The following is a 19,983-nucleotide window of genomic DNA, read 5'->3' as shown; positions in this document are numbered from 1 at the left end:
CTTATTATTCATATCTCAAAGCCACAGCAGGAGGAATTTTTGCGGCTCTATAAGCTGGAAAAATACTACCCACTATTCCAACCATGATAGTTAATATTATAGTTAAAGATACATTGAATACATTGATGTCTGGTTGAGCGTTGATTACAATTTTGCTTGTCCCACTAGAGATCACTAGTCCTCTCGATGCTAGAGCGTATGCCCCAACAACACCTAGTGTTATACCTATAACTGCGCCTATAAGACTCATAACTATTCCTTCAGCAATAATTAAGACGAGTACTTGGCCATCCGTAAATCCGAGAGCTTTCATAACACCTATTTCTCTAGTCCTCTCAATAACGGATGTTATCATAGTAGCTGCTACACCTGCAATTGCTACTGCAAAGGCTGCTAGGCTAGCAGAGAATGTCATGAAGTTAACAGCGTTTGATATTGATGAAGCTATTTGAGCAAAAGCCAGGAAAGATATGACATCTACGCTTCTACCATATATGTTTCTTATAGTGTTTGTTACATTATTGATCATGGAGGGATCCTTAACATATAAGAGAATCCCGGACCATTTCTTAACTCCTAAAAGCTTCTCAGCCCCATTCATGCTCATAAATATTGTTTTATCAGGATTTAATAATGCGGCTCCACCATATTTTTCTAATATAGCCGATATTGCGAGGCTTACATGTTTTATTTCCAGTTTACCTCCACTCTTTACCTTGACTACTCTTATGCTAATCACATCTCCTACTTTGTATACTTCTTTACCTTCATCATTGTATGCTATATCATGTCCAACAATACATTTACTTATTTCTGTAGATGAAGGTATTTCTCCCTCACCTATTTTTAGACTTGGTATTGCTTTGAAGAGGAAATCATAATCAACAGCGTAGATAAATACATCTTTCTCTTCGCCTCCAATCCTCATTGTTCCCTGTGTTGAATAGAATGGTGATGCATCCACTACTCCATTAATTGTTTTCAAAAGTTCTAGATCATCTCTTGTAACAGTATATTCTTCAGTAGACATCACCACCACAAGGTTTTGGCCGAACCCTTGTATTTGTTGAACAATGTAGCGTGAGTAACCACTAGTAACACTATTGATTGTAATTAGTGCTAATGGTCCAATAGCTATTCCAATAATTGTGAGAATAGCTCTTACTTTCTTTTCTGATAGTGTCTTCATCGCTAACCTAATAATGTCGCTGATAAACATTGTTATCAACCATTTTATCCCGACATTCCTATCTTTTTCTTCATATATTTATGTAGTACATAGAATATTGCTGATAAGAATACGCCTACCATAACAGTAACTATAATATAGTATATGGTATAATCTTGTTTTTCAGCTGTGGGAATAGGTGTTTTAGCTTCTTCAACTATTTGTACAGGTAGGCTAATCTCTTTCTCGTAGACCCCGTTATAGTCATCTCTATATCCTATGATCAATGTAATGTTATGTGTCGGAGGCTTCTCCATTTTAGTTTCAAGTCTAAATGCTGCTTGTGAAGCTGGGTCGATATCGCCTATAAATGATAGTGTTGAGTAGTTCTCATATATTAGTTTAACATATACGCTTCTAGCACTGGATACACCATAATTTATGATTAAGCCATTAACTACTAATTCTCCACTACTATATCTTACAGTAATGTCTGGAGAAATTTCTAAATCAATAAATGGAGCAACTCTAGCTGCAACTGTGGTGTTTAGGATATTAACGCTTCCACTAATATCTCTATATATTATGTTGGCTCTAAACGAGACTGTTAGAGAAGATACTGATGCTCCTCCATAGCTTATAGATACTGGATTATAGATTATCATGTATCTAATTGTTTTGTTTGTTTGGCTTAGAATTGTGCCTATGTATTTAATATTGTCTAGCGGTATAGCGTTCATGGATGCTGGTATAAGTAGTATGTAAGTATCATAAATAATGTTTTTACTTGGGTTATCGATGACTAAATCAATGTATCCAGTACCATTATCGAACACTATTAGAGGAGTTTTAGGTAGAATATCTATTTCTAATGGTTTACCTACAACTATGAAGGGTATTGATATATTGATTACATGTACACTGCCCCAGTGATCGATGAAGTTTATTGCTCCATGTATTTTGGAATAATAGGGTTTTGACAAGTTAAGGTTTAGTTTTAGTGTAAACGATAAATAATCTCCTAAGCCAGCCGATTGTCTCGAAGGCATTGATTGTTGTATAAGAAATGTAGCTAGTTGTTGTTGAAGATTCTGTGATGCCTGAATAGATGGTATTATTACTTGTGGCGTCACATTTACTAGTCTAGTGTCCGTTATTGAGTATGTTATATTCTCTGGTAGTACTCCAGTAAAGTATATGCCATTCATTGATGGTATCTCATTGTTTCTAATAATGAAGTAATAGGTTGCACCATGAATTACTAATGGGGGCTGGCCTCCGAGCCAACCATACTGTATAGTTGTTAATGCTTTTTCGGGATCCTTTACTTCTAATACTACTGGAATAATTATGGATTTCCTATATCCTCCATTATTTGCATACACATAATAATCAACAATGATTTTTGCATCATATATTCCTGGATCAATGTCTCCAACATCAAGTGTAAATGATGCAGTGAATGTTTGTAGAGATGGTATTGGTCCCTCAACATAGTATGTATCATCATATGTGTTGTGGGGTACTATATTGTTTGGAGGCAATATTTTCACTACTATTGAGCCTATACTGTATGGTTCGAGATTAGCTAGTGTAACTGTGTAAATTGTTTTCTCCGATCTAGGATATACAGGCCAATTATTATTCCAACCACTTGAAACCAAGTATATACTACTATTATTAATTTGTGCATTAAAGCTTGGCAGATCTAATTTTATATTATATTCTTTCTCTATGTTATTGTATGATCCATATATTCCTTGGAGATAACTAGTTTTAACAATAAACTCTTTCATTCCAGCAGATGTATTTTGTAGATCTAAATAAAATGTAACAGTACATGTTGAACCAACAGCTAGCGTGTTGCAAACTTGATCATTATTTAAAACTTTTATTGATTTATCCATGGGTATCAACTTTGATCTAAAAGCATATACTGTGTATTCACCTATGTTGAGAAATGTTAGTGTTAATGGTGCTTTCTTATCACCAGGATATATGGTGGAGGGAGTGGTTGTTCCCCAATAGCTTCTAATAAGCAGTATTCTAGAAACATATTTTGAAGGATCTTCTATTGTTATATTATAATAGATTGTTTGATCCTGTCTTACTAAAGCACCATTACTATCAATGATCATTTCAATATTCAGTTTTAACGTATAAGTTCCTGGTGTAATATTCCCTACTCTTAACATATATGATATTGTTGTGGAGGATCCACTTAGCAAATTATTTATGAACTGAGTATTAGAACCAATAACTTCTATTCCACTAGGAGATTCCAGTTCGGCTTTTAGGGAGCTAATTGTGTTTCTGAAATTGTTTAATAATACAAAACTAATGGCTTCACCATTACTGTTTGGTAGCAGAGGTGATGGTTGTCCTTGATAAGTTGTTCTCACACCCAATACTATCAAGGGTTTAAATGGTGAATTAATACTTAAAAATACTGTTATAGACTTATTAGCTTCATATACACCGTTCTCATGCTCCATGACTGCATTGATTGAGAGGTTAAATACTAGATGATCAGATTCAATATTATCGAGGTTTAAACCGTTGAATGTAACTGTGAATGCTTGGAGATAATTAATATTGTTATTTATAACTCTAATTATTTCTTTTTCACCATTAGGACCATATACCTTGTTTGGCAAGTATAGCTTGAAAATAACTTCGCGTATGGTATCTTGTGAGAAGCTTTGAAATGTTAAATATAATCCAACATTGTCAGCGGATGGAGATATAGTATCTGTTGTCCATCCCTTATCTATTAATGTAATGTTTAATGCTGGTTCGGATATAGTTAATATGATAACATATGTCTTGTTAAGCCAAGTTTGGCTTCCATCAATTGTTACCAGCATTGATTGTTTTAGTACAATATATGTTGTTCCAGTAATGTTGCTTGAGATATTTATAGCATTATAGTTAAGGCTGAAAATATCTCCGTATGTTAATGGGTTATTAACAATATATGTATCATAGTTATCACCGGTATTCTCCGAGGTTATTCCATTGGGATAATATATTACTGCATATATTTTATCAATAGTTGTATCGGTAACTACTTGCTCCAAAATATTAAGCGAAGCTCCTTTTTCTCCGGAATATGCTTTTCCTCCTCCCCAATGATAATTCAATATATTTATGGGGTCGATATATGGGTCGCTAACTTGTATTATTAATGTATAATTCATTACAATATTAGAATATGATCCATCATTATTTCTTAATAGGAGAAATAATGATAGCTTCGCAGTATAGTTTCCAGGTCTAGCATTATTTGATATGTCTATCGGGGAAAATGTTAGTGTAGTATAAGAATTGCTTGGAATTACTACATTATCAACCACTATTGATTGAGGATAGAAAATATCTTCTTCAAAACTCAATATTGCTACTCCATCAACCACGTCTGAGTAATCATTATTTACCATTATAACCCTCAGATCTTGATCAATCGAGCCTGGGTAAACCTTGTTATTACTCCAGTAGACATCGAATACATCTATTTTTGGAAGCGTATAGTTTAGTTTGACATAGAAGGTATTCGACCAGTTAACCCAGTAGGAAGCACCATTATCAACTATTAACCCATTGAACATTATCTCTACAATAATATGTGAAGCACTATTAATTATACTTATAGGGTCTGTTGTAAGGGTGAAGGTGTCTCCATAGTTGATTGGACCTCTAATCACTACTACCTCGGTATTGGAGCCATTCATAAAATACCCGTTATTAATAGTTACTTTTGCCACTAATGTATCAATAGTTGATGCATCAATGCTTTGCATTAACACGTAGAATCTTGTATTCCTACTGCCTGGTAATGGATGGTTTGTTGATAATCCATAATCTAGTATGGAGTAGTTATATGGAGGAGCTCTCTCAATAGTTATGTTGAATTGGAACATAATATTATCATTATATACTACTCCATCACTAGTTATCATTTGTGCAGAAATATTTAGGTAGCCAACATATTTTCCTGGCCTAGCATTAGGTGATATTGCTAGATTATTTAGTGATATAGTGAATACTTGATTTGGAGGAATATTTGATATAGATGTTCTCGGATTATTTATTTCAATAAAGCTTGGTAATTCAACTTTTACATCAGCATACCTAATTGTAGAATTACCAGTGTTTTCAAGCTCTATAACCAAGGTTACGGGGTTAGCACCCGGATACCCGTATGGTGTAAAATAGGAGTCTCTAAACGATATAGATAAGCGAGGATATGGTTTTACTTCAACAACGACTACATGTTGCTCCGACATTAATGTATTGTTGAATGTATAAGTTATATTTATGTTAAACGAGTATGTTCCTGGAGAAACATTTTTATCTACATCTACGCCGAATTGAAACCTAACCATTTCGCCTGGCGAAACCTTCTCAACAATGTTCCCATCAAAATCTCTAGCAATACTACAACTACTAGTAACTACGGAAAATCCTTCTGGAAGATCGATGCATGAATAAATATTTGAAGCATTAATCGTTGAATTAGAATAATACATAGCATCTACGAGCAAGACAGCGTTTCTACTTCCTGGGTAAACATCTCCGCCCGTGGATGATCTAAATTTTACGTTTTTAATTTCAAAATAACTATATAGACTGTTAGTAGTGTTTCCGATATGAAATATAGGATACATTGAGAGAAATATCGATATTAGTATAATAATTGAAATAAGTCTGAACACTAATTTCATTTTTATCCCGCCTAATATTTCTTTACTATCTTATTGTATCGGTAATGATATATTCTATATCAAGTTAATTAATTTCTCACTTTACAGTTTGAATAATACATTTTTCAGGCATGGGTTTTTCTTCGCCTACGATTATTCCATCTCTTAAAATATATATTTTCTGTGTACAATTAGCTACTTCGGGATCATGTGTTACCACTATGATTGTTTGTCCTCTACTATTAAGATCTATAAATGTTTTAACAATTGACTTAGCTGATTTTCTATCTAGGTTTCCAGTGGGTTCATCCGCTAATATTATCTCTGGATCACCTACTAGTGCTCTAGCAATAGCTACTCTCTGTTGTTGTCCACCGCTAAGCTGGTTTGGATGTTTAGGTAGCCATGATAGATCTCCACCAGCCATTAATAATGCTTTTTTAACTTTTTCTATTCTTTTTTTCCTAGGGATCTTCCTAACGATTAAAGGTAACTCGATATTTTCGAGAACTGTTAATCTATTAATGAGGTTAAATGTTTGAAATACAAAACCTATTTTCATATTACGTATGCGAGCTAGTTGTTTTGATTTTAGTTTTGAAACATCTACGCCGTCTATTAGTATTTTTCCTTCAGTGGGGTGGTCTAGTAATCCAATCATGTTTAGTAGGGTTGTTTTACCTGAACCGCTTGGACCCATTATTGATACAAATTCTCCCCCGTATACGGTTAAATTTACTCCTCTCAGACCCCACGTGACTACTTCTCCTACTCTATATAGTTTTTTGACCCCGACTAATTCGATAATCTTCTTCATTTGAATACATCACTTCTAAATCTATCCCTTAATAATGCCTAGCTTCAATAAGCCAATGAATCTTTTACCGTTTAAGAACTTTGTTTTCACTCCTCTATCCGAAAGTATTTTGTCTACTTCTTCTTCACTCATTTTTCTTGGGTCATATATTTTTGATCCTAAAATAAAGTTGCATGTATATGTGAAGCTTGGAATCCACACCCAGTACTCCACTACTTGAGGAAATACCTTGGACAAATTATTATATACATAATCATATGCTTCTCTATAATAGAAACTATTACCCGCTTGAGTAACTACTACTCCATCCTCTCTAAGTATTCTATGTATTTCTCGGTAAAACTTTTCGGAATACAATGGTTTAGCTGCTTCTCCTGCGTATGGATCTGTTAGATCAAGAATTACTACGTCGTAGTAGTTATCCGGAGATTCTCTAACATATTTTTGCCCATCCATTATGATTACTTTTGCTCTCTTATCGTAGAAGCTTCCCTGATGCATATATTCGAGATATTTTTTCGAGAACTCAACAACTTTCTCATCAATATCCACCATTACAGCTTCCTCAACAGTTTTATGTTTAAGTACTTCTCTAAGAGTTGCCCCCTCTCCTCCTCCTATGATTAATACTTTTCTGGGATTTGGATGTAGAACCATAGCTGGGTGCACTAATGATTCGTGATAAATATATTCGTCTCTCTCAGTACTCTGAATAAGATTATCTATGATTAATGCTCTTCCAAAATCTTCTATTTCTGCAAGCATTATTTCTTGGTAAGGAGTCTTTTCTGTTACAAATATTTTTTTGGCTTTGAACAAAGACGCTAGCTTAGGGCTAGTAGGCTCTATAACATATATTCCGCCAATAATGTAGTCTTCCATAATATCCACCCATGATACATGTTTTACATATTTTATTCTCATTACTGAACATATTATTAATATCCTTGCTAGAAAATAATGTATGGGTTTATGGAGGGTTTGCTGTGGACGAAAATGAGCTTGTAAATAAATTAAGTGATGCTCTCGGTATTGAATACGAGAAACTCTCAAAACATATAGGTAGATCCATTAGATTAATGAAGTATGGCGAACTAAACTATGTTGTCTTCAGAAGGGATCTTCTAGGATACCGTGAAGGAACAACAATCCTACTTGGAGAAGAGCCATTAATAGTTCACGGATACCCTAGTATTCAAAGACTAGCATTTATTGAAGGAGTATCTAAACACATGATAGATAATGTCGTTGTAGAGGAGAAAATGAACGGCTATAATGTCAGAGTAGTTTATTACATGAACAACATATATGCGATCACACGTGGGGGATATATTTGTCCATATACAACAGCTAGAATAAGAAAACTATACTCTAAAAACATTAAGTTAGCATATCAAGAATACCCAGACACAATTTTAGTGGGTGAAGTAGTTGGAACAGAAAATCCCTATGTAATATATGATTATCCCGAAGCTAGAGGATTCGATTACTTCATATTTGATACTATGAAAAAAGATAAATTACAGCCACTGAGAATTAGGGATGAAATCGCCGAGAAGTATAGTTTGAAAACGGTTAGAATACTAGATATTATTAATAAAAGGGATATTGATAGGTTAAAAACAATTATTAACAGGCTAGAGAAGGAAAGAAGAGAAGGAGTAGTATTGAAAGACCCCTATCAACGTGTTCCACCTCTAAAATATACTACCATATATATTAATATCAGAGATATCTGGGAAGGGATGAGGTACCCATTTGATGAAGGAAGAGGATATCTATTTTCTAGAATAGTAAGGCTAATAGCGCAAGGATATGAATATGACTGGAATAATACTGAGCTAGATAGAATAGCGTTAAAACTGGGAAGAGCAATTCTAGAACCTGCAATTAATTCTTTGAAGAAGAGAGCTAATGGAGAAATTATTGCATCAAAATATACATTAGTGTTTCCCTCAGAAGATGATCTCTCAAAATATATAGAGTACGCAGAATCTATAGGAATGGACTTCATATTCAGAGTTGTTGAGAAACGAGAAGATGGATGCATAGTTGTTGAATTATTCAAGATGAAGGAAACACATAATATATATACGAAAATGCTTAAAACTGGTTATTCACCTCTCGACTAATCCAGGGTGTTTATATATGGTTGTCTACGAGGTAAGAGGAGAAAAAATAAAACTAGCCATAGATCATAAGAAGAAAATATATGCAACATTCATTATTGAATCCTACGAAGACGCCGAGGAATATGTATACATTGATCCAGAGGAGATATTGAAGCTGGCAGATCAGATTAAGAACTTGAAAGATAAACACTATAAAGCAGCGAGAGATAAAGAAATAGATCATATAGCCTATAATATATTAGAAGCCATCCCAGTTGAGGAATAAGAGAAATATATTTGTAGACAATAACATTATTCAGTAAAAGAATTAATCTTAAAACATAAATATATGGGTCTATGGTGTACTTTCATGAGTAAAATAGAAATAATAGATATCGACAGTGGTAAACCAAAATTATCAATTGGTAAGAGAAAATATGCCCTTGAAGAAGTGGATGAAACACATTATCAAGTCATAGTATCATATAGAACATTATCCAGATATGCATTCCAAGACTTACCAGCCCCTGAAACTCTTAGAGGAAACATACTAATAGAATTCCTACCATTCACTAAGAAGAGTGGTGAATACACATATGAATCTAAAGGATTGAGATTCTTTGACGAAGCAAGTGTTTGGCGAGACAGTGAACGAGGCCATGTTTACTTAGAACACACAATTTATACTTCCAATTACGCTTTTAATGCATGGATTCCAATTGATCTATACACCTTTATAATAGTTAAAATAGCCAAGGAACTTGGTTTTGAAGCAGAAGTTTATCGCGATGAAGCTAATATTGTGGTTGAAATAGAAAAATCATATCCTTTAGATACACCTATAAGAATAGCACTACTTGAGATTAAAGAAATCGATAGAAATGTGGATCGCACAATGGATAAGATATTATCAAAAATACAGAAAAACGATATAAAGATCTTGTCTAGGGAACTAAATACTTCAATAGAAGAAATTCTAAACATATTAAAGATGCCGGAGGAAAAACTTTCAACCATTCCATAAATATTTTATTTATTAGAATCAGTCATTGGCCCGATATTCTGAAAGTTGATGAGCGAGGCCTCAGATGACTCCCTAGTTAAGGGATGATGTAGCCTAGATCATACTAGGTGTTCCATATTGGAAGTATATGTGGGTACTTCCGGCTGGATGTATGATTGGAATGAACTAGGTAGTTTCGACTGGTATGTAAAATATAGCGGGCTTAATGCTGTAGAGTTGAATGCTAGTTTCTACAGGTTTCCCTTTAGAAACCAAGTTCTTTCCTGGAGCCGTAAAGGTAGAAATCTTAGATGGAGTATTAAGGTTCATAGAAGTATTACGCATTATAGAAGACTCTCCGAATCAGCTCTTAGTATTTGGAAGAAATTCTATGATTTATTTTCTCCCCTAGATAAATATGTTGATTTCTATCTTTTCCAGATGCCTCCCAACTTCGTATATAAAGATAGAAATATGGATAAGATTAAGAAGTTTTATGAAGAATCAGGTCTCGAGGAAAGATTTGCATTAGAGATAAGGCATCATTCATGGTTTAATGAAGCATTCATAAATTGGTGTTCGAAACTGGGTCTTACTCTTGTCTCTATCGATGCACCTATTGGGACATGGGTTGTGAATACTAATGGAATAATCTATCTCAGAATCCATGGTAGAGAATACTGGTATGCATATGATTATAATCGGGAAGAACTTGAAGAGCTTGTTGAGAAAATGATTAAGTTAAAACCATACAAAATATATGTGTTCTTCAATAATGATCATTGGATGCTAAGTAATGCTAGATTAATGAAGCAAATACTTGAGGAACAAATACGAAGATAAATCATGGTGTATAGATGACTTGGTAATACACCCACATATACCATCTATTAATGATATCCTTCGGGACATATATATTGAACCAAGCATTATTTCTAAAAAATTAGCAAGCAAATATGGATACTTACCATATATGGTTGAAAGATATATTAAGATCCTTGGATTCAAGGATACAGTAGATCTTCTAAATGCGTTCGAGAAACCTTTAAAACCAGTAGTTAGAACCAATACATTACTAATAGATGAGGATACACTATATGAGAGGCTCGAACAACTAGGGTTTAAGCTTGAAAGAATAAAATGGAGTAGAGAATCTTATAGAGTAATATCAGCTCCTAAATCACCAAGCATAGGCGCTACACACGAGTATTTGAAAGGATACTATTATGTTCATCGAGACTCAGCTAGTCTTGTACCAGTAAAGTTGCTAATGCATGAATTTGAAGGAGATGTTCTAGATGCATGTGCTGCTCCTGGAGGAAAAGCAACATATATAGCGCAAATACTCAATAACAAATATGAAGTCCTTGCAAACGATCTAGTACTTTATCGTTTAAAATCATTAATAGGACATATTGCTCGGATGAGAATAAAAAACATAGTTGTTACATGGTCTGATGCTAGAAAACTACCTATCCTTATCGATAAACGCTATGATAGAGTATTGCTCGATGTTCCATGTAGTGGGGAAGGAACAATAATGTTTGATCAAGGACGTAAAACTAGGACATCCCTGAAAGACTTAGCGAGAATAGTTAGGAGAGAAATCGAGATCTTATTATCCGGCATAGACATGCTAACAAAAAACGGTGTACTAGCATATGTTACTTGTAGCATAGCTCCTGAGGAAAACGAGTATGTTGTGGCAAAGGTGTTAGAGATGAGAGACGATATAGAAATCGTTAAGCCTCCGGTGAAATTGTTTGATTGGAGTCCTTGGCTTAAAAGTTATCTAGGAATTAATTTCCCCAACGAATTTAAGTACTGTATTAGGATCTGGCCCCATATTCATAGCATGATAGGTTTAACCACGTGCTTGTTAAGGAGGATTAAATAGTGAGTATTAAACATAAATTGAAAATATCATTTGGCAAGCTTAGTAGAAAACATAAAGATTCATTGTTTTCTTATGTAAGAAACATTTTAGGAGTTGATCCTATAAAGTATCTTAGCAATGATCTCTACTATGTTTGTCTAAATAGGAATTGCTTCATCAGTAATGGTGCAGGCAAATATTATAGGCTTACAATGCTTTACAAAGGAGTTTGGATAGGAGTAATTATAGATAATAAACCGTATTTATCGCCAGAAATATATGAGAAAATATACCATGATATAGGAACTTACCGGGCAGCAATAATTGTTGGAGAGAAAGGCGTTAAAAACTTTCTATATGGAAACGATGTTTTAGAGCAGAGTATTATTGCGGAATATCCGCCTCTTGATCAACCGGTCGCAGTAATTGATAACTTGGATGGAAAAGTTATTGGAGTAGCTAAGAGATGGGATGTTAGAGGAAAAATTTATCGAAACATATATGATCTAGGAATTTTCCTTAGAATCTGGGGATAAATATTATGATAAAATCATATACGTCTAGATGAATTAAGATCGCCTTCAACACATAAATTATGCTAGTTCTCTATTTTATTCTCATTCTTTTCAATAAACTTGTTAATACTAGAGGTGTTACAATGCTAGTAACATATATGACAAATATAGTTGCAGCAATCATCGAGTCAGTAACCACACCATATCCTTTTCCTAGGGCAGATACTACAAGTGCAACTTCAGCTCTAGGCAACATTCCGATACCGATGAATAATGAACCTTTCCAGTCAAATTTGCTAAGCTTAGCTGTTAATCCACATCCCAGAATTTTGCCGGCAAATGCAACTATAAGTACTATACCTATAAAACCTAGATATTCTACGTGAATAATATATGGTTTAATATCTATTGATGCAGCAGATAATACGAAGAATATGGATGCAAATATATCAGGTATTAAACTAAATCTACGAATAACATTCTCAACCCCCCTAACCTCACTAAAGGCTAAACCAACAAGATATGCTCCGACAACAAGGCTTAAATTAAATTTTACACTAGCCCATGCAATAATGAGAGTTAATCCTAACAGGAAAGCGATTATTGAATCTTCTAAGTGACTTATATGTTTCAGCAACCCCCAGATCACTCTAGAGCTTTTATGGAGTAAGAATAATGTGATAATATAGAACGATATTGCAATAATAGCTGTTAATGCTAGTTCTTCTATTCTTGTAAATCCTGTTGTTACCATGGCTATTGCTAAGCCAAACACTATTAAACCACCCACATCGTCGAGAACTGCTGCTCCTAGAATTACTGTGAAATACCTTGTTCCAAGCGCTCCCACATCCGTTAATGTCTTGACAGTTAATCCAACACTTGTAGCTGTTAATATTGTTCCAAGAAAAATGCTTTGATTACTGTTTAACCCGGCAAAAATACCTGCAAAATACCCTAATATAAAAGAACCAATAATACCGCCGGCTGCGACGAGTAAACTACTCTTTATACTACTCATAAATTGTGTAAACTTTGTTTCTAATCCTGCTAGAAATAATAAGCTTATGATCCCTATCCATTTTATAGCATCTAAGTAATCAATAATTTCCGGGGTAAGTAAGCCGAGAACGGAGGGGCCTAATATAATACCTGCCAAAATATCTCCTAGAACAGGAGGATAACCATAATAACTAATCAGCTCTTCCAAGACCTTTGCAACAATTATTATAATAGATAAAACCAGCAATAATTCTGCTGCAACTTCTTCAGCTATCACCTTTCATCATCGTAGTCAATGGTTTTCTCAATATTATTTAAAATGCTATCAATATCTACAAAAATGATATTCTTCCGCTCAAGCTCTTTACTGGTAAAGATTATTCTTTTCCATCCATTGGATTTTGCGAACTCTTCTATGATTTTTATTATCACGAAAACTTTAACAGCAATCTTATATTCGTTCCTAAATACCTTGCTTGGATCACTATTCCTTATTTTCTCGAGATATCTAGTAATCCATGGACATGCACCACTTACTCTCAACGTATTATCATCAATACCTATTATTAAGGGGAACATTTTGCAGGAATATGGTTTCTTACCATGTATTGTGCATATACCTTTCTCTGATAGAAACGGGCACTTACCGTTAATTATCCATCGATAAAATACAACTGCATATATATTATTGTCTATTTCATAGCCCAGATAGGGTTTAAACACTAATTTCCTATCATATCTTTTACCTAATTCGAGAAGAGTTCTCTTTTCCCAAGGGAAAACTAGGGGCGAATCATTTATATGTTGAAAATTACAGCATATATCCCCGCACAACATGCATTTGAATTCCAGCATTTCTTTATGCCACAACCTAGAAACCTAGTTGAGTAGTATATAGTCTGAGCAGATCTGATACATCAAATTGTTTCGGCAATTTAATGTAGAATCTAGATATAAGTTCTGTATAATATTTTATTATTTGATCATTAACTATCCTAATAGGATCATCAGGGATTTCATTATGATATAAAGAATGCAGGATTTCTATAATTGGGTGATATATTGATTTAAGCATGTTTTCAGCAAGATTAAAAGCATCAATAATTAATGTTTTCCCCTTACATTTTGTTGCAAACAATAAATAGCCTGCTTTATACGATAACATCTTATTTGTTGAGACAAAACATACCTTGTTATTCTTTTCCCAACACTTATGTTCTTTTTTCAACATATATTTCCATTTCTTCTTTAGAAATCCGTCACCGATTCCCTCAAATATCCTCCCCAAATTCTTGTATTTAGTTATAAATAACCCGTTTAACTCACTATATTTAGGCATATACATTCCTAGATCCCAACTACTCAGTTCCTCGATTCCTGTATGATCTACTCTATAAATGTAACCTACTATGTATCTTTCAGATTTGTTTTCTAGCTCTACAATTATGTTGGAGAACCCATAAATTATATCTATATTTGGTAACATGTTTTCTCTAAATAGCATATTAAATATCTTAGCCGTATTATTGCCGACATAATATGGGATACGCCCTGAACATACGAGGAAATCGCCTAATACGCTATCCATTTTCACACCTAGTTAATAAACAATATTAAGACATAAGTAATAAATGATTATTCATAGGCGGAGCCCTCGCCCGCCGGAGGCTCCCGCGATAGGGAGAGCTATGATGGCGGGTTCCGTCGGGCGGCATATATGTTTTAATTGTTGTTGGTTTGGTGGGTTTATTGCCTAGGAGATACCGTGTTGAAACATATAGTGGTGACATAATAGTTGCTGAAATAATTGATAGTGATAAACAGGAAATCATCGTTAAGTTGCCGGGCTTAGAGGGGGAGATAAAGGCTAGAATAAAGAAGATAGTTGATGAAAACACTATTCTCGTAGAAATAGATAATAAAATATATAGGGTGTATATGAGTAGTGATGGAGTTTTAATAGATGATGAAGTGTCTCTAATCAATAGAATAATTGAATTAATACCTATAGGATTAAAATCAAGCTATTCAGAGAAGAAGACAACAACTATTACTAGGAAGGGAGAAATAAGAGCTCCTTTATCTGGTAAAGTTATTGATATAAAAGTTAAACCTGGAGACAAAGTATCGTTTGGAGACGTTATAGCTTTAATGGAGTCTATGAAAATGGTTACTGAGATCAAAAGTGATGTAGACGGCATTGTTGAGGAGGTATTAGTGGAGAAAGGTAAAGCTGTAAATAAAGGTACGTTAATTATGCGTATAAAGCCGTTGAAGAATAAATAAAAACATATGTTACAAGGGTATGTTCCCATGTTTCCTAGGTACTATATGAAGCATTTCTTCTTTCTTAGCCTTCAAAGCTTCTAATGCTTTATAGATTTTTAACCTAGTTAATGCCGGATCTATAATGTCATCAACATATCCTAGCTCAGCCGCTCTGTATGGATTAGCAAATATTTTCCTATACTCAACAAGTTTTTTCTCCAAATATTCTTTTGGATTAGGTTGTTTAGCGGCTTCTTTTCTATAAAGTATTCGTACAGCTCCCTCTGGACCCATAACAGCTATCTCTGCAGTTGGCCAAGCATATACTATGTCTGCGCCAAGAGATCTACTGCCCATAGCTATGTATGCACCACCATATGCTTTTCTCATTATTACAGTAATAATTGGGACTGTTGCTTCAGCATATGCATATAGGATCTTGGCTCCATGCCTTATTATACCTCCATGTTCTTGGTCTATTCCAGGCATGAACCCTGGAGTATCAACAAATGTTATCACCGGGATATTGAATGAGTCGCAGAACCTTACAAATCTAGCAATTTTATTAGAGGCATCTATATCTATGACTCCAGCATTAACCATTGGTTGATTAGCAACTATTCCAACAGTATGTCCACCTATTCTCCCAAAACCTACAACAGCTGAACGAGCATAGTCTCGATGTACCTCTAAGAAATCACCATCATCCACTATTCTCATAATAACTTCTCTTACATCGAATGGTTTCATAGGATCTGTTGGCACGATTTCGTATAGCTCATCTATTCTTCTATCAATAGGATCGCTTGTCTTCACATATGGTGGATCCTCGTCGAAGCTGTTTGGCAAATAAGACAATAACTTCCTAGTGAGCTGGAAAGCACTATCTTCATCATCAGTTACAAAATGTGCAACACCACTTGTAGCAGAGTGTATATGTGCGCCTCCAAGCTCTGTAAATGTTGTTTCCACGCCTGTCGCTGCTTTAACAACTTCTGGACCAGTAATGAACATGAAAGCATTCTTAACCATTATTATGAAATCAGTTAATGCTGGACTATAAGATGCTGCTCCAGCACATGGTCCAAGTATTAAGCTTATTTGAGGAATAACCCCACTAGCTTTAACGTTTGCAGCAAATATTCGTCCACTACCATGTAGTGATGCTACACCCTCCTGTATTCTTGCACCCCCAGAATCATATAATCCGATCACGGGAGCTCCTGTTTCGATCGCCATATTAATTATTCTAACAATTTTGTCTGCGTGTGACTCACCAATGCTTCCCCCCATTACTGAGAAATCCTGTGCATAAATATATACAAGTCTCCCATCTATCCTACCATAACCAACAACTACGCCGTCTCCATAATATTTAATCTTATCCAGCCCGAAATATGTGGAGCGATGAATTCTCATCCATTGAAGCTCTTCGAAAGATCCCGGATCAAGAAGTTTCTGTATCCTGTCTCTAACCCATAATTTCCCTTTTTCCCTCTGTTTTTCTATTTTCTCTACTCCTCCACCAAGTATTGATTTTTCACGGTATTTTTTAACTTCCTCCATCAAGTCTCTGATATCTTTTTTATTCAATTTCTAACAACACCTTATAAAGTATAAGTGATTAAGAGATATCTGTGAATTACTGAGTTCTCATGATTAATAAAAATAACTATTATATTACGTTCTCTTTAATACAGTAACAGTAGTATATGTTCCTACTCCACCAATATTTTGGGTAGCAGCTATTTCTGGATCACTTGCTTTATAACCTGGAAAGTCCCCTCGCAACTGCATAGTAGCTTCAACTATTTGATAAACACCTGTAGCTCCTACAGGGTGTCCGCGAGCTTTTAATCCACCACTAAAGTTCACCTCTGGTTTATCGCCTTTACCGAATCTTCCTTCTTTCCATAGTTTTGGAGCTTCACCTTTCGGAGCGAAGCCCATATCTTCTAATGCGAGGTATCCGGTGATATGAAAAGCATCATGTACTTCTACATAGTCTATATCTTTTGCCCTAATACCAGCCATTTTATATGCTTCTCTACTAGCTTTGATCGTTGATTCTAATGCTAACAAGTTGTTTCTAGAGCCTAGATCAACAGAGTCGGTTGCCAATGCAACTCCTTTAACTTCCACCAAGACGTCCCTACCCATAGCTTTGGCTATTTCTCTAGCTCTTTCCTCTCCCCTGACAAGAATAGCTACCGCTGCACCGTCACCTATTGGTGAGCAATCAAATAGATGCAGAGGATCAGCAACCACGGGACTTTTCAGTATGGCTTCTAAAGTCGTCTTTCTAGGTAATTGTGCATAAGGATTATACGAGGCATACTCATGCATTCGCAGAGCCCAATAAGCTAGATCTTCACGGGTATAGTTAAACTTGTTCATGTATAGCCGAGCAATCATAGCATTTAACCCTGTAAAGCTTACACCATAAAACAATTCATACTCTGCATCAGCTGCCTGCGCCAATGCTTTAGTGACCGCAGAAGTCAAGTTTTCAGTTAATTTCTCCAAACCACCAACAGCAACAACATCAGCTAAGCCTGATTTGACTAAGCTATAGCCAGCATAGAATGCAGCACCACCACTACCACATGCCGCTTCAACTTTAAAAGCTGGAACACCTCTGAGACCGCCATAATCTGCTAGAAGTGCGCCAAGACTGTCCTGCTCCATTAACACGCTAGAAGTCATATTTCCAACTACAAGTGCTTTCGGTTTTAGCCCACCAGCATCATCGATTGCTTTCGATAATGCTTCAACAAATAATTCTCTACCACTACGCTCATAGAATCTGCCAATCTTAGTCATACCTACGCCTACAATATAGATCTTATCCAAACTTCTCACCTAGGATACGATGAATCCAAAATTACTCGATTTATTCAACATTTATTTCTCTATTAGCCGTTTCCCTTAAAACATTATTTCGCAACACATAATGATTATGAGGTGATGTTTTTTGGGAGTTAATGTTTTAACGAATAGATTAATCAAATACGTCGTAAGAAGAGCTGTGGGATTGCCTGCTGACGACCTAGAACTTCAAAGAATAGTGGGTTCATCAAGATACATTATTATGCGAAAAGCTGTTGGAGAAGTGGCTTCAACTATTGTAACTGAGAAAAATGGGCATTTAAGATGCGGTATATGTTTAAGAGGACCATTTACGAGGAAAGGCCTCTATCTTCACTTAATACGGGTTCATGGTAATGAAATACTATCGATGATAGAGAAGAAATATGAGGAGATCTCGAAAGTATATAAAGACAATGTTTGGTATTAAATTCGACATAGTTTACGCAATCTCAGTAGTAGTTATTTGAAAATACCTTTATGAACTATTATTAACGAATTGATAATCAATCATTTCTAAGACTACATATGTTAGCAAGTGTTTCTCCTCTATTTCCTGCGTAGATTTAGCTGATTGGACAGCATAATCACCTTTTCTAACTCTTTCTATAACTACTGTTGGAAGAATGTAGAATGCTGCATTTCTTATATGGTCTAACCCTTTACCCAAGCTAGCTGTTAAGTCTATTCTTAACCATCCCCAAGGAGGAATGTATGCTACAACCCATCCATGTCCTCCTCCACCTTTAAATACATAGATGAAATATCCGTTGGCTTCGGTTCCCTTATAGTAGTAGTTCTTTGATATATATACAAATCCTATTTCAAGATAACTAGGTATTTTGAAAGCACGGAGAACAGTGATTAATAGATTGGATTGATCATCACAATCTCCAGCTCCCTCAACGAGAACCTCCCATGGATGTCTGGGCGGTATTCGGGTAGAGTAAATAATGTTTTTATCGAACCAACTCATTATGTTTAGAACTAAAGATAAAGGCTTATTCTTATCAATGGTTTGATTAAAGTATTTTAGTAATAGTTGTATTAATGGATTAGTATAATTCCATAACTTTGTCGACTCTGTATTGTTTATTAATAGTTCTTGAGGAATATCCCTCCATGTACCAGCTTTTTCTATAAGGAAACTTGTATTATAAGTGTTGAAATCAACTATCGCTAATACACGATCCTTACGATTAATTGAAACATTATATTCTACCCCTACGGAAATTGTATCGTTAGGTTTAAGCGTTGAATTAGCCAGAGGTGTTTCAATAATTAAGGATGCTGTATCTTCTGTCCCGGTAATGTGATAACTGCTAATATTACTGTCAACATATGCCTTTGCACCAATTACTCGCTGATCAGAAAGATTTAATGGGTAATCGAATACGAAGAGATCAGTTTCATTTAAATAAATAGGTTCTTTCCCTAAATTTGTTATATTACCATATATTTTGACTCCAACAATATAGTTTTCTAAGTCGAGTCTATAATTATTTGAAAAACTATAATTACTGAACAGTCCCTGAGAAGTATATATGTTGTTCAGTATCACTATTATCATGAATATTGCAATTATTTTTATTACTGCATTCATAAATCTAGTCATCTCACAAAACAGTCCATTCCTATATAACCTATTCTCA

At 34.9% G+C, this 19,983-nt stretch carries 18 protein-coding genes; 8 read left to right on the top strand and 10 right to left on the bottom strand.

The genetic code is table 11. The annotated features are described in order from the left end of the window. Positions 1 to 4: 4 nt before the first annotated feature. From SMAR_RS07480 to speE, 4 genes are all read right to left on the bottom strand, one after another. On the bottom strand, positions 5 to 1,219 hold the full coding sequence (locus SMAR_RS07480) for an ABC transporter permease (RefSeq protein WP_052833868.1): 1,215 nt from the start codon (positions 1,217 to 1,219) through the stop codon (positions 5 to 7). Between the two features lie 14 nt (positions 1,220 to 1,233). Next, positions 1,234 to 5,892: a COG1361 family protein gene (locus tag SMAR_RS07475; RefSeq protein ID WP_011839723.1), complete on the bottom strand. Its 4,659-nt coding sequence runs from the start codon at positions 5,890 to 5,892 to the stop codon at positions 1,234 to 1,236. Positions 5,893 to 5,968: 76 nt separating this feature from the next. Then, entirely contained in the window at positions 5,969 to 6,688 is a 720-nt protein-coding gene (locus SMAR_RS07470; RefSeq protein ID WP_011839722.1) for an ABC transporter ATP-binding protein, read from the bottom strand. A gap of 21 nt (positions 6,689 to 6,709) precedes the next feature. Beyond that, on the bottom strand, positions 6,710 to 7,570 hold the full coding sequence (gene speE / locus SMAR_RS07465) for a polyamine aminopropyltransferase (protein WP_011839721.1): 861 nt from the start codon (positions 7,568 to 7,570) through the stop codon (positions 6,710 to 6,712). Positions 7,571 to 7,674: 104 nt separating this feature from the next. Between speE and SMAR_RS07460 the strand changes: the two genes are divergently transcribed. From SMAR_RS07460 to SMAR_RS07435, 6 genes are all read left to right on the top strand, one after another. After that, positions 7,675 to 8,820 carry an RNA ligase gene (locus SMAR_RS07460; RefSeq protein WP_011839720.1) on the top strand — a complete coding sequence of 382 codons (1,146 nt, stop codon included), beginning with the start codon at positions 7,675 to 7,677 and terminating at the stop codon, positions 8,818 to 8,820. Between the two features lie 16 nt (positions 8,821 to 8,836). Further along, positions 8,837 to 9,085: a hypothetical protein gene (locus SMAR_RS07455; RefSeq protein WP_011839719.1), complete on the top strand. Its 249-nt coding sequence runs from the start codon at positions 8,837 to 8,839 to the stop codon at positions 9,083 to 9,085. A gap of 84 nt (positions 9,086 to 9,169) precedes the next feature. Continuing rightward, positions 9,170 to 9,823: a hypothetical protein gene (locus SMAR_RS07450; RefSeq protein ID WP_011839718.1), complete on the top strand. Its 654-nt coding sequence runs from the start codon at positions 9,170 to 9,172 to the stop codon at positions 9,821 to 9,823. Between the two features lie 117 nt (positions 9,824 to 9,940). Further along, positions 9,941 to 10,645, top strand: coding sequence for a DUF72 domain-containing protein (locus SMAR_RS07445; RefSeq protein WP_011839717.1), 705 nt, complete (start codon positions 9,941 to 9,943; stop codon positions 10,643 to 10,645). Then, on the top strand, positions 10,623 to 11,699 hold the full coding sequence (locus tag SMAR_RS07440) for an RsmB/NOP family class I SAM-dependent RNA methyltransferase (RefSeq protein ID WP_244372387.1): 1,077 nt from the start codon (positions 10,623 to 10,625) through the stop codon (positions 11,697 to 11,699). The genes SMAR_RS07445 and SMAR_RS07440 overlap by 23 nt, the downstream gene beginning before the upstream one ends. Continuing rightward, positions 11,699 to 12,214: a hypothetical protein gene (locus SMAR_RS07435; protein WP_011839715.1), complete on the top strand. Its 516-nt coding sequence runs from the start codon at positions 11,699 to 11,701 to the stop codon at positions 12,212 to 12,214. The genes SMAR_RS07440 and SMAR_RS07435 overlap by 1 nt, the downstream gene beginning before the upstream one ends. Positions 12,215 to 12,284: 70 nt before the next feature. Here the strand turns inward: SMAR_RS07435 and SMAR_RS07430 are convergent, their stop codons facing one another. From SMAR_RS07430 to SMAR_RS07420, 3 genes are read right to left on the bottom strand one after another with little or no spacing between them, the layout of a single operon-like run. After that, positions 12,285 to 13,472, bottom strand: coding sequence for a cation:proton antiporter (locus SMAR_RS07430; RefSeq protein WP_011839714.1), 1,188 nt, complete (start codon positions 13,470 to 13,472; stop codon positions 12,285 to 12,287). Beyond that, positions 13,469 to 14,032: a YkgJ family cysteine cluster protein gene (locus tag SMAR_RS07425; RefSeq protein WP_244372527.1), complete on the bottom strand. Its 564-nt coding sequence runs from the start codon at positions 14,030 to 14,032 to the stop codon at positions 13,469 to 13,471. The genes SMAR_RS07430 and SMAR_RS07425 overlap by 4 nt, the downstream gene beginning before the upstream one ends. Before the next feature lie 34 nt (positions 14,033 to 14,066). After that, positions 14,067 to 14,783: a hypothetical protein gene (locus SMAR_RS07420; RefSeq protein ID WP_011839712.1), complete on the bottom strand. Its 717-nt coding sequence runs from the start codon at positions 14,781 to 14,783 to the stop codon at positions 14,067 to 14,069. A 161-nt stretch (positions 14,784 to 14,944) separates the two neighbouring features. Between SMAR_RS07420 and SMAR_RS07415 the strand changes: the two genes are divergently transcribed. Then, positions 14,945 to 15,481, top strand: a complete 537-nt coding sequence (locus SMAR_RS07415; RefSeq protein ID WP_011839711.1) for an acyl-CoA carboxylase biotin carboxyl carrier protein subunit — start codon at positions 14,945 to 14,947, stop codon at positions 15,479 to 15,481. Positions 15,482 to 15,490: 9 nt separating this feature from the next. Here the strand turns inward: SMAR_RS07415 and SMAR_RS07410 are convergent, their stop codons facing one another. Both SMAR_RS07410 and SMAR_RS07405 read right to left on the bottom strand, forming a co-directional pair. Then, positions 15,491 to 17,029 carry an acyl-CoA carboxylase subunit beta gene (locus tag SMAR_RS07410; protein WP_169696956.1) on the bottom strand — a complete coding sequence of 513 codons (1,539 nt, stop codon included), beginning with the start codon at positions 17,027 to 17,029 and terminating at the stop codon, positions 15,491 to 15,493. 114 nt (positions 17,030 to 17,143) lie between these two features. Next, positions 17,144 to 18,316, bottom strand: a complete 1,173-nt coding sequence (locus SMAR_RS07405) for a thiolase domain-containing protein (RefSeq protein WP_011839709.1) — start codon at positions 18,314 to 18,316, stop codon at positions 17,144 to 17,146. Between the two features lie 121 nt (positions 18,317 to 18,437). Here SMAR_RS07405 and SMAR_RS07400 point away from each other — a divergent pair, with 121 nt between their 5' ends. Beyond that, entirely contained in the window at positions 18,438 to 18,761 is a 324-nt protein-coding gene (locus SMAR_RS07400; protein WP_011839708.1) for a hypothetical protein, read from the top strand. A 48-nt stretch (positions 18,762 to 18,809) separates the two neighbouring features. On the opposite strand, the gene SMAR_RS07395 is transcribed toward SMAR_RS07400, so the two are convergent. Next, the gene (locus tag SMAR_RS07395; protein ID WP_148676781.1) at positions 18,810 to 19,934 is read right to left on the bottom strand and encodes a transglutaminase-like domain-containing protein; all 1,125 of its coding nucleotides are present in this window, start codon (positions 19,932 to 19,934) and stop codon (positions 18,810 to 18,812) included. Positions 19,935 to 19,983 lie beyond the last annotated feature (49 nt).

This window comes from Staphylothermus marinus F1 (assembly GCF_000015945.1).
Taxonomy (GTDB): domain Archaea; phylum Thermoproteota; class Thermoprotei_A; order Sulfolobales; family Desulfurococcaceae; genus Staphylothermus; species Staphylothermus marinus.
Note: the sequence above shows the minus strand (reverse complement) of the source record. Positions and strands in the feature narration are given on the sequence as shown.

Excerpts from the sequence above, each read along its gene's own strand:
- SMAR_RS07480 (WP_052833868.1), bottom strand. The coding sequence starts at position 1,219 with ATGTTTATCAGCGACATTATTAGGTTAGCGATGAAGACACTATCAGAA.
- SMAR_RS07475 (WP_011839723.1), bottom strand. The coding sequence starts at position 5,892 with ATGAAATTAGTGTTCAGACTTATTTCAATTATTATACTAATATCGATA.
- SMAR_RS07470 (WP_011839722.1), bottom strand. The coding sequence starts at position 6,688 with ATGAAGAAGATTATCGAATTAGTCGGGGTCAAAAAACTATATAGAGTA.
- speE (WP_011839721.1), bottom strand. The coding sequence starts at position 7,570 with ATGGAAGACTACATTATTGGCGGAATATATGTTATAGAGCCTACTAGC.
- SMAR_RS07455 (WP_011839719.1), top strand. The coding sequence starts at position 8,837 with ATGGTTGTCTACGAGGTAAGAGGAGAAAAAATAAAACTAGCCATAGAT.
- SMAR_RS07450 (WP_011839718.1), top strand. The coding sequence starts at position 9,170 with ATGAGTAAAATAGAAATAATAGATATCGACAGTGGTAAACCAAAATTA.
- SMAR_RS07425 (WP_244372527.1), bottom strand. The coding sequence starts at position 14,032 with ATGTTGTGCGGGGATATATGCTGTAATTTTCAACATATAAATGATTCG.
- SMAR_RS07420 (WP_011839712.1), bottom strand. The coding sequence starts at position 14,783 with ATGGATAGCGTATTAGGCGATTTCCTCGTATGTTCAGGGCGTATCCCA.
- SMAR_RS07410 (WP_169696956.1), bottom strand. The coding sequence starts at position 17,029 with ATGGAGGAAGTTAAAAAATACCGTGAAAAATCAATACTTGGTGGAGGA.
- SMAR_RS07395 (WP_148676781.1), bottom strand. The coding sequence starts at position 19,934 with ATGAATGCAGTAATAAAAATAATTGCAATATTCATGATAATAGTGATA.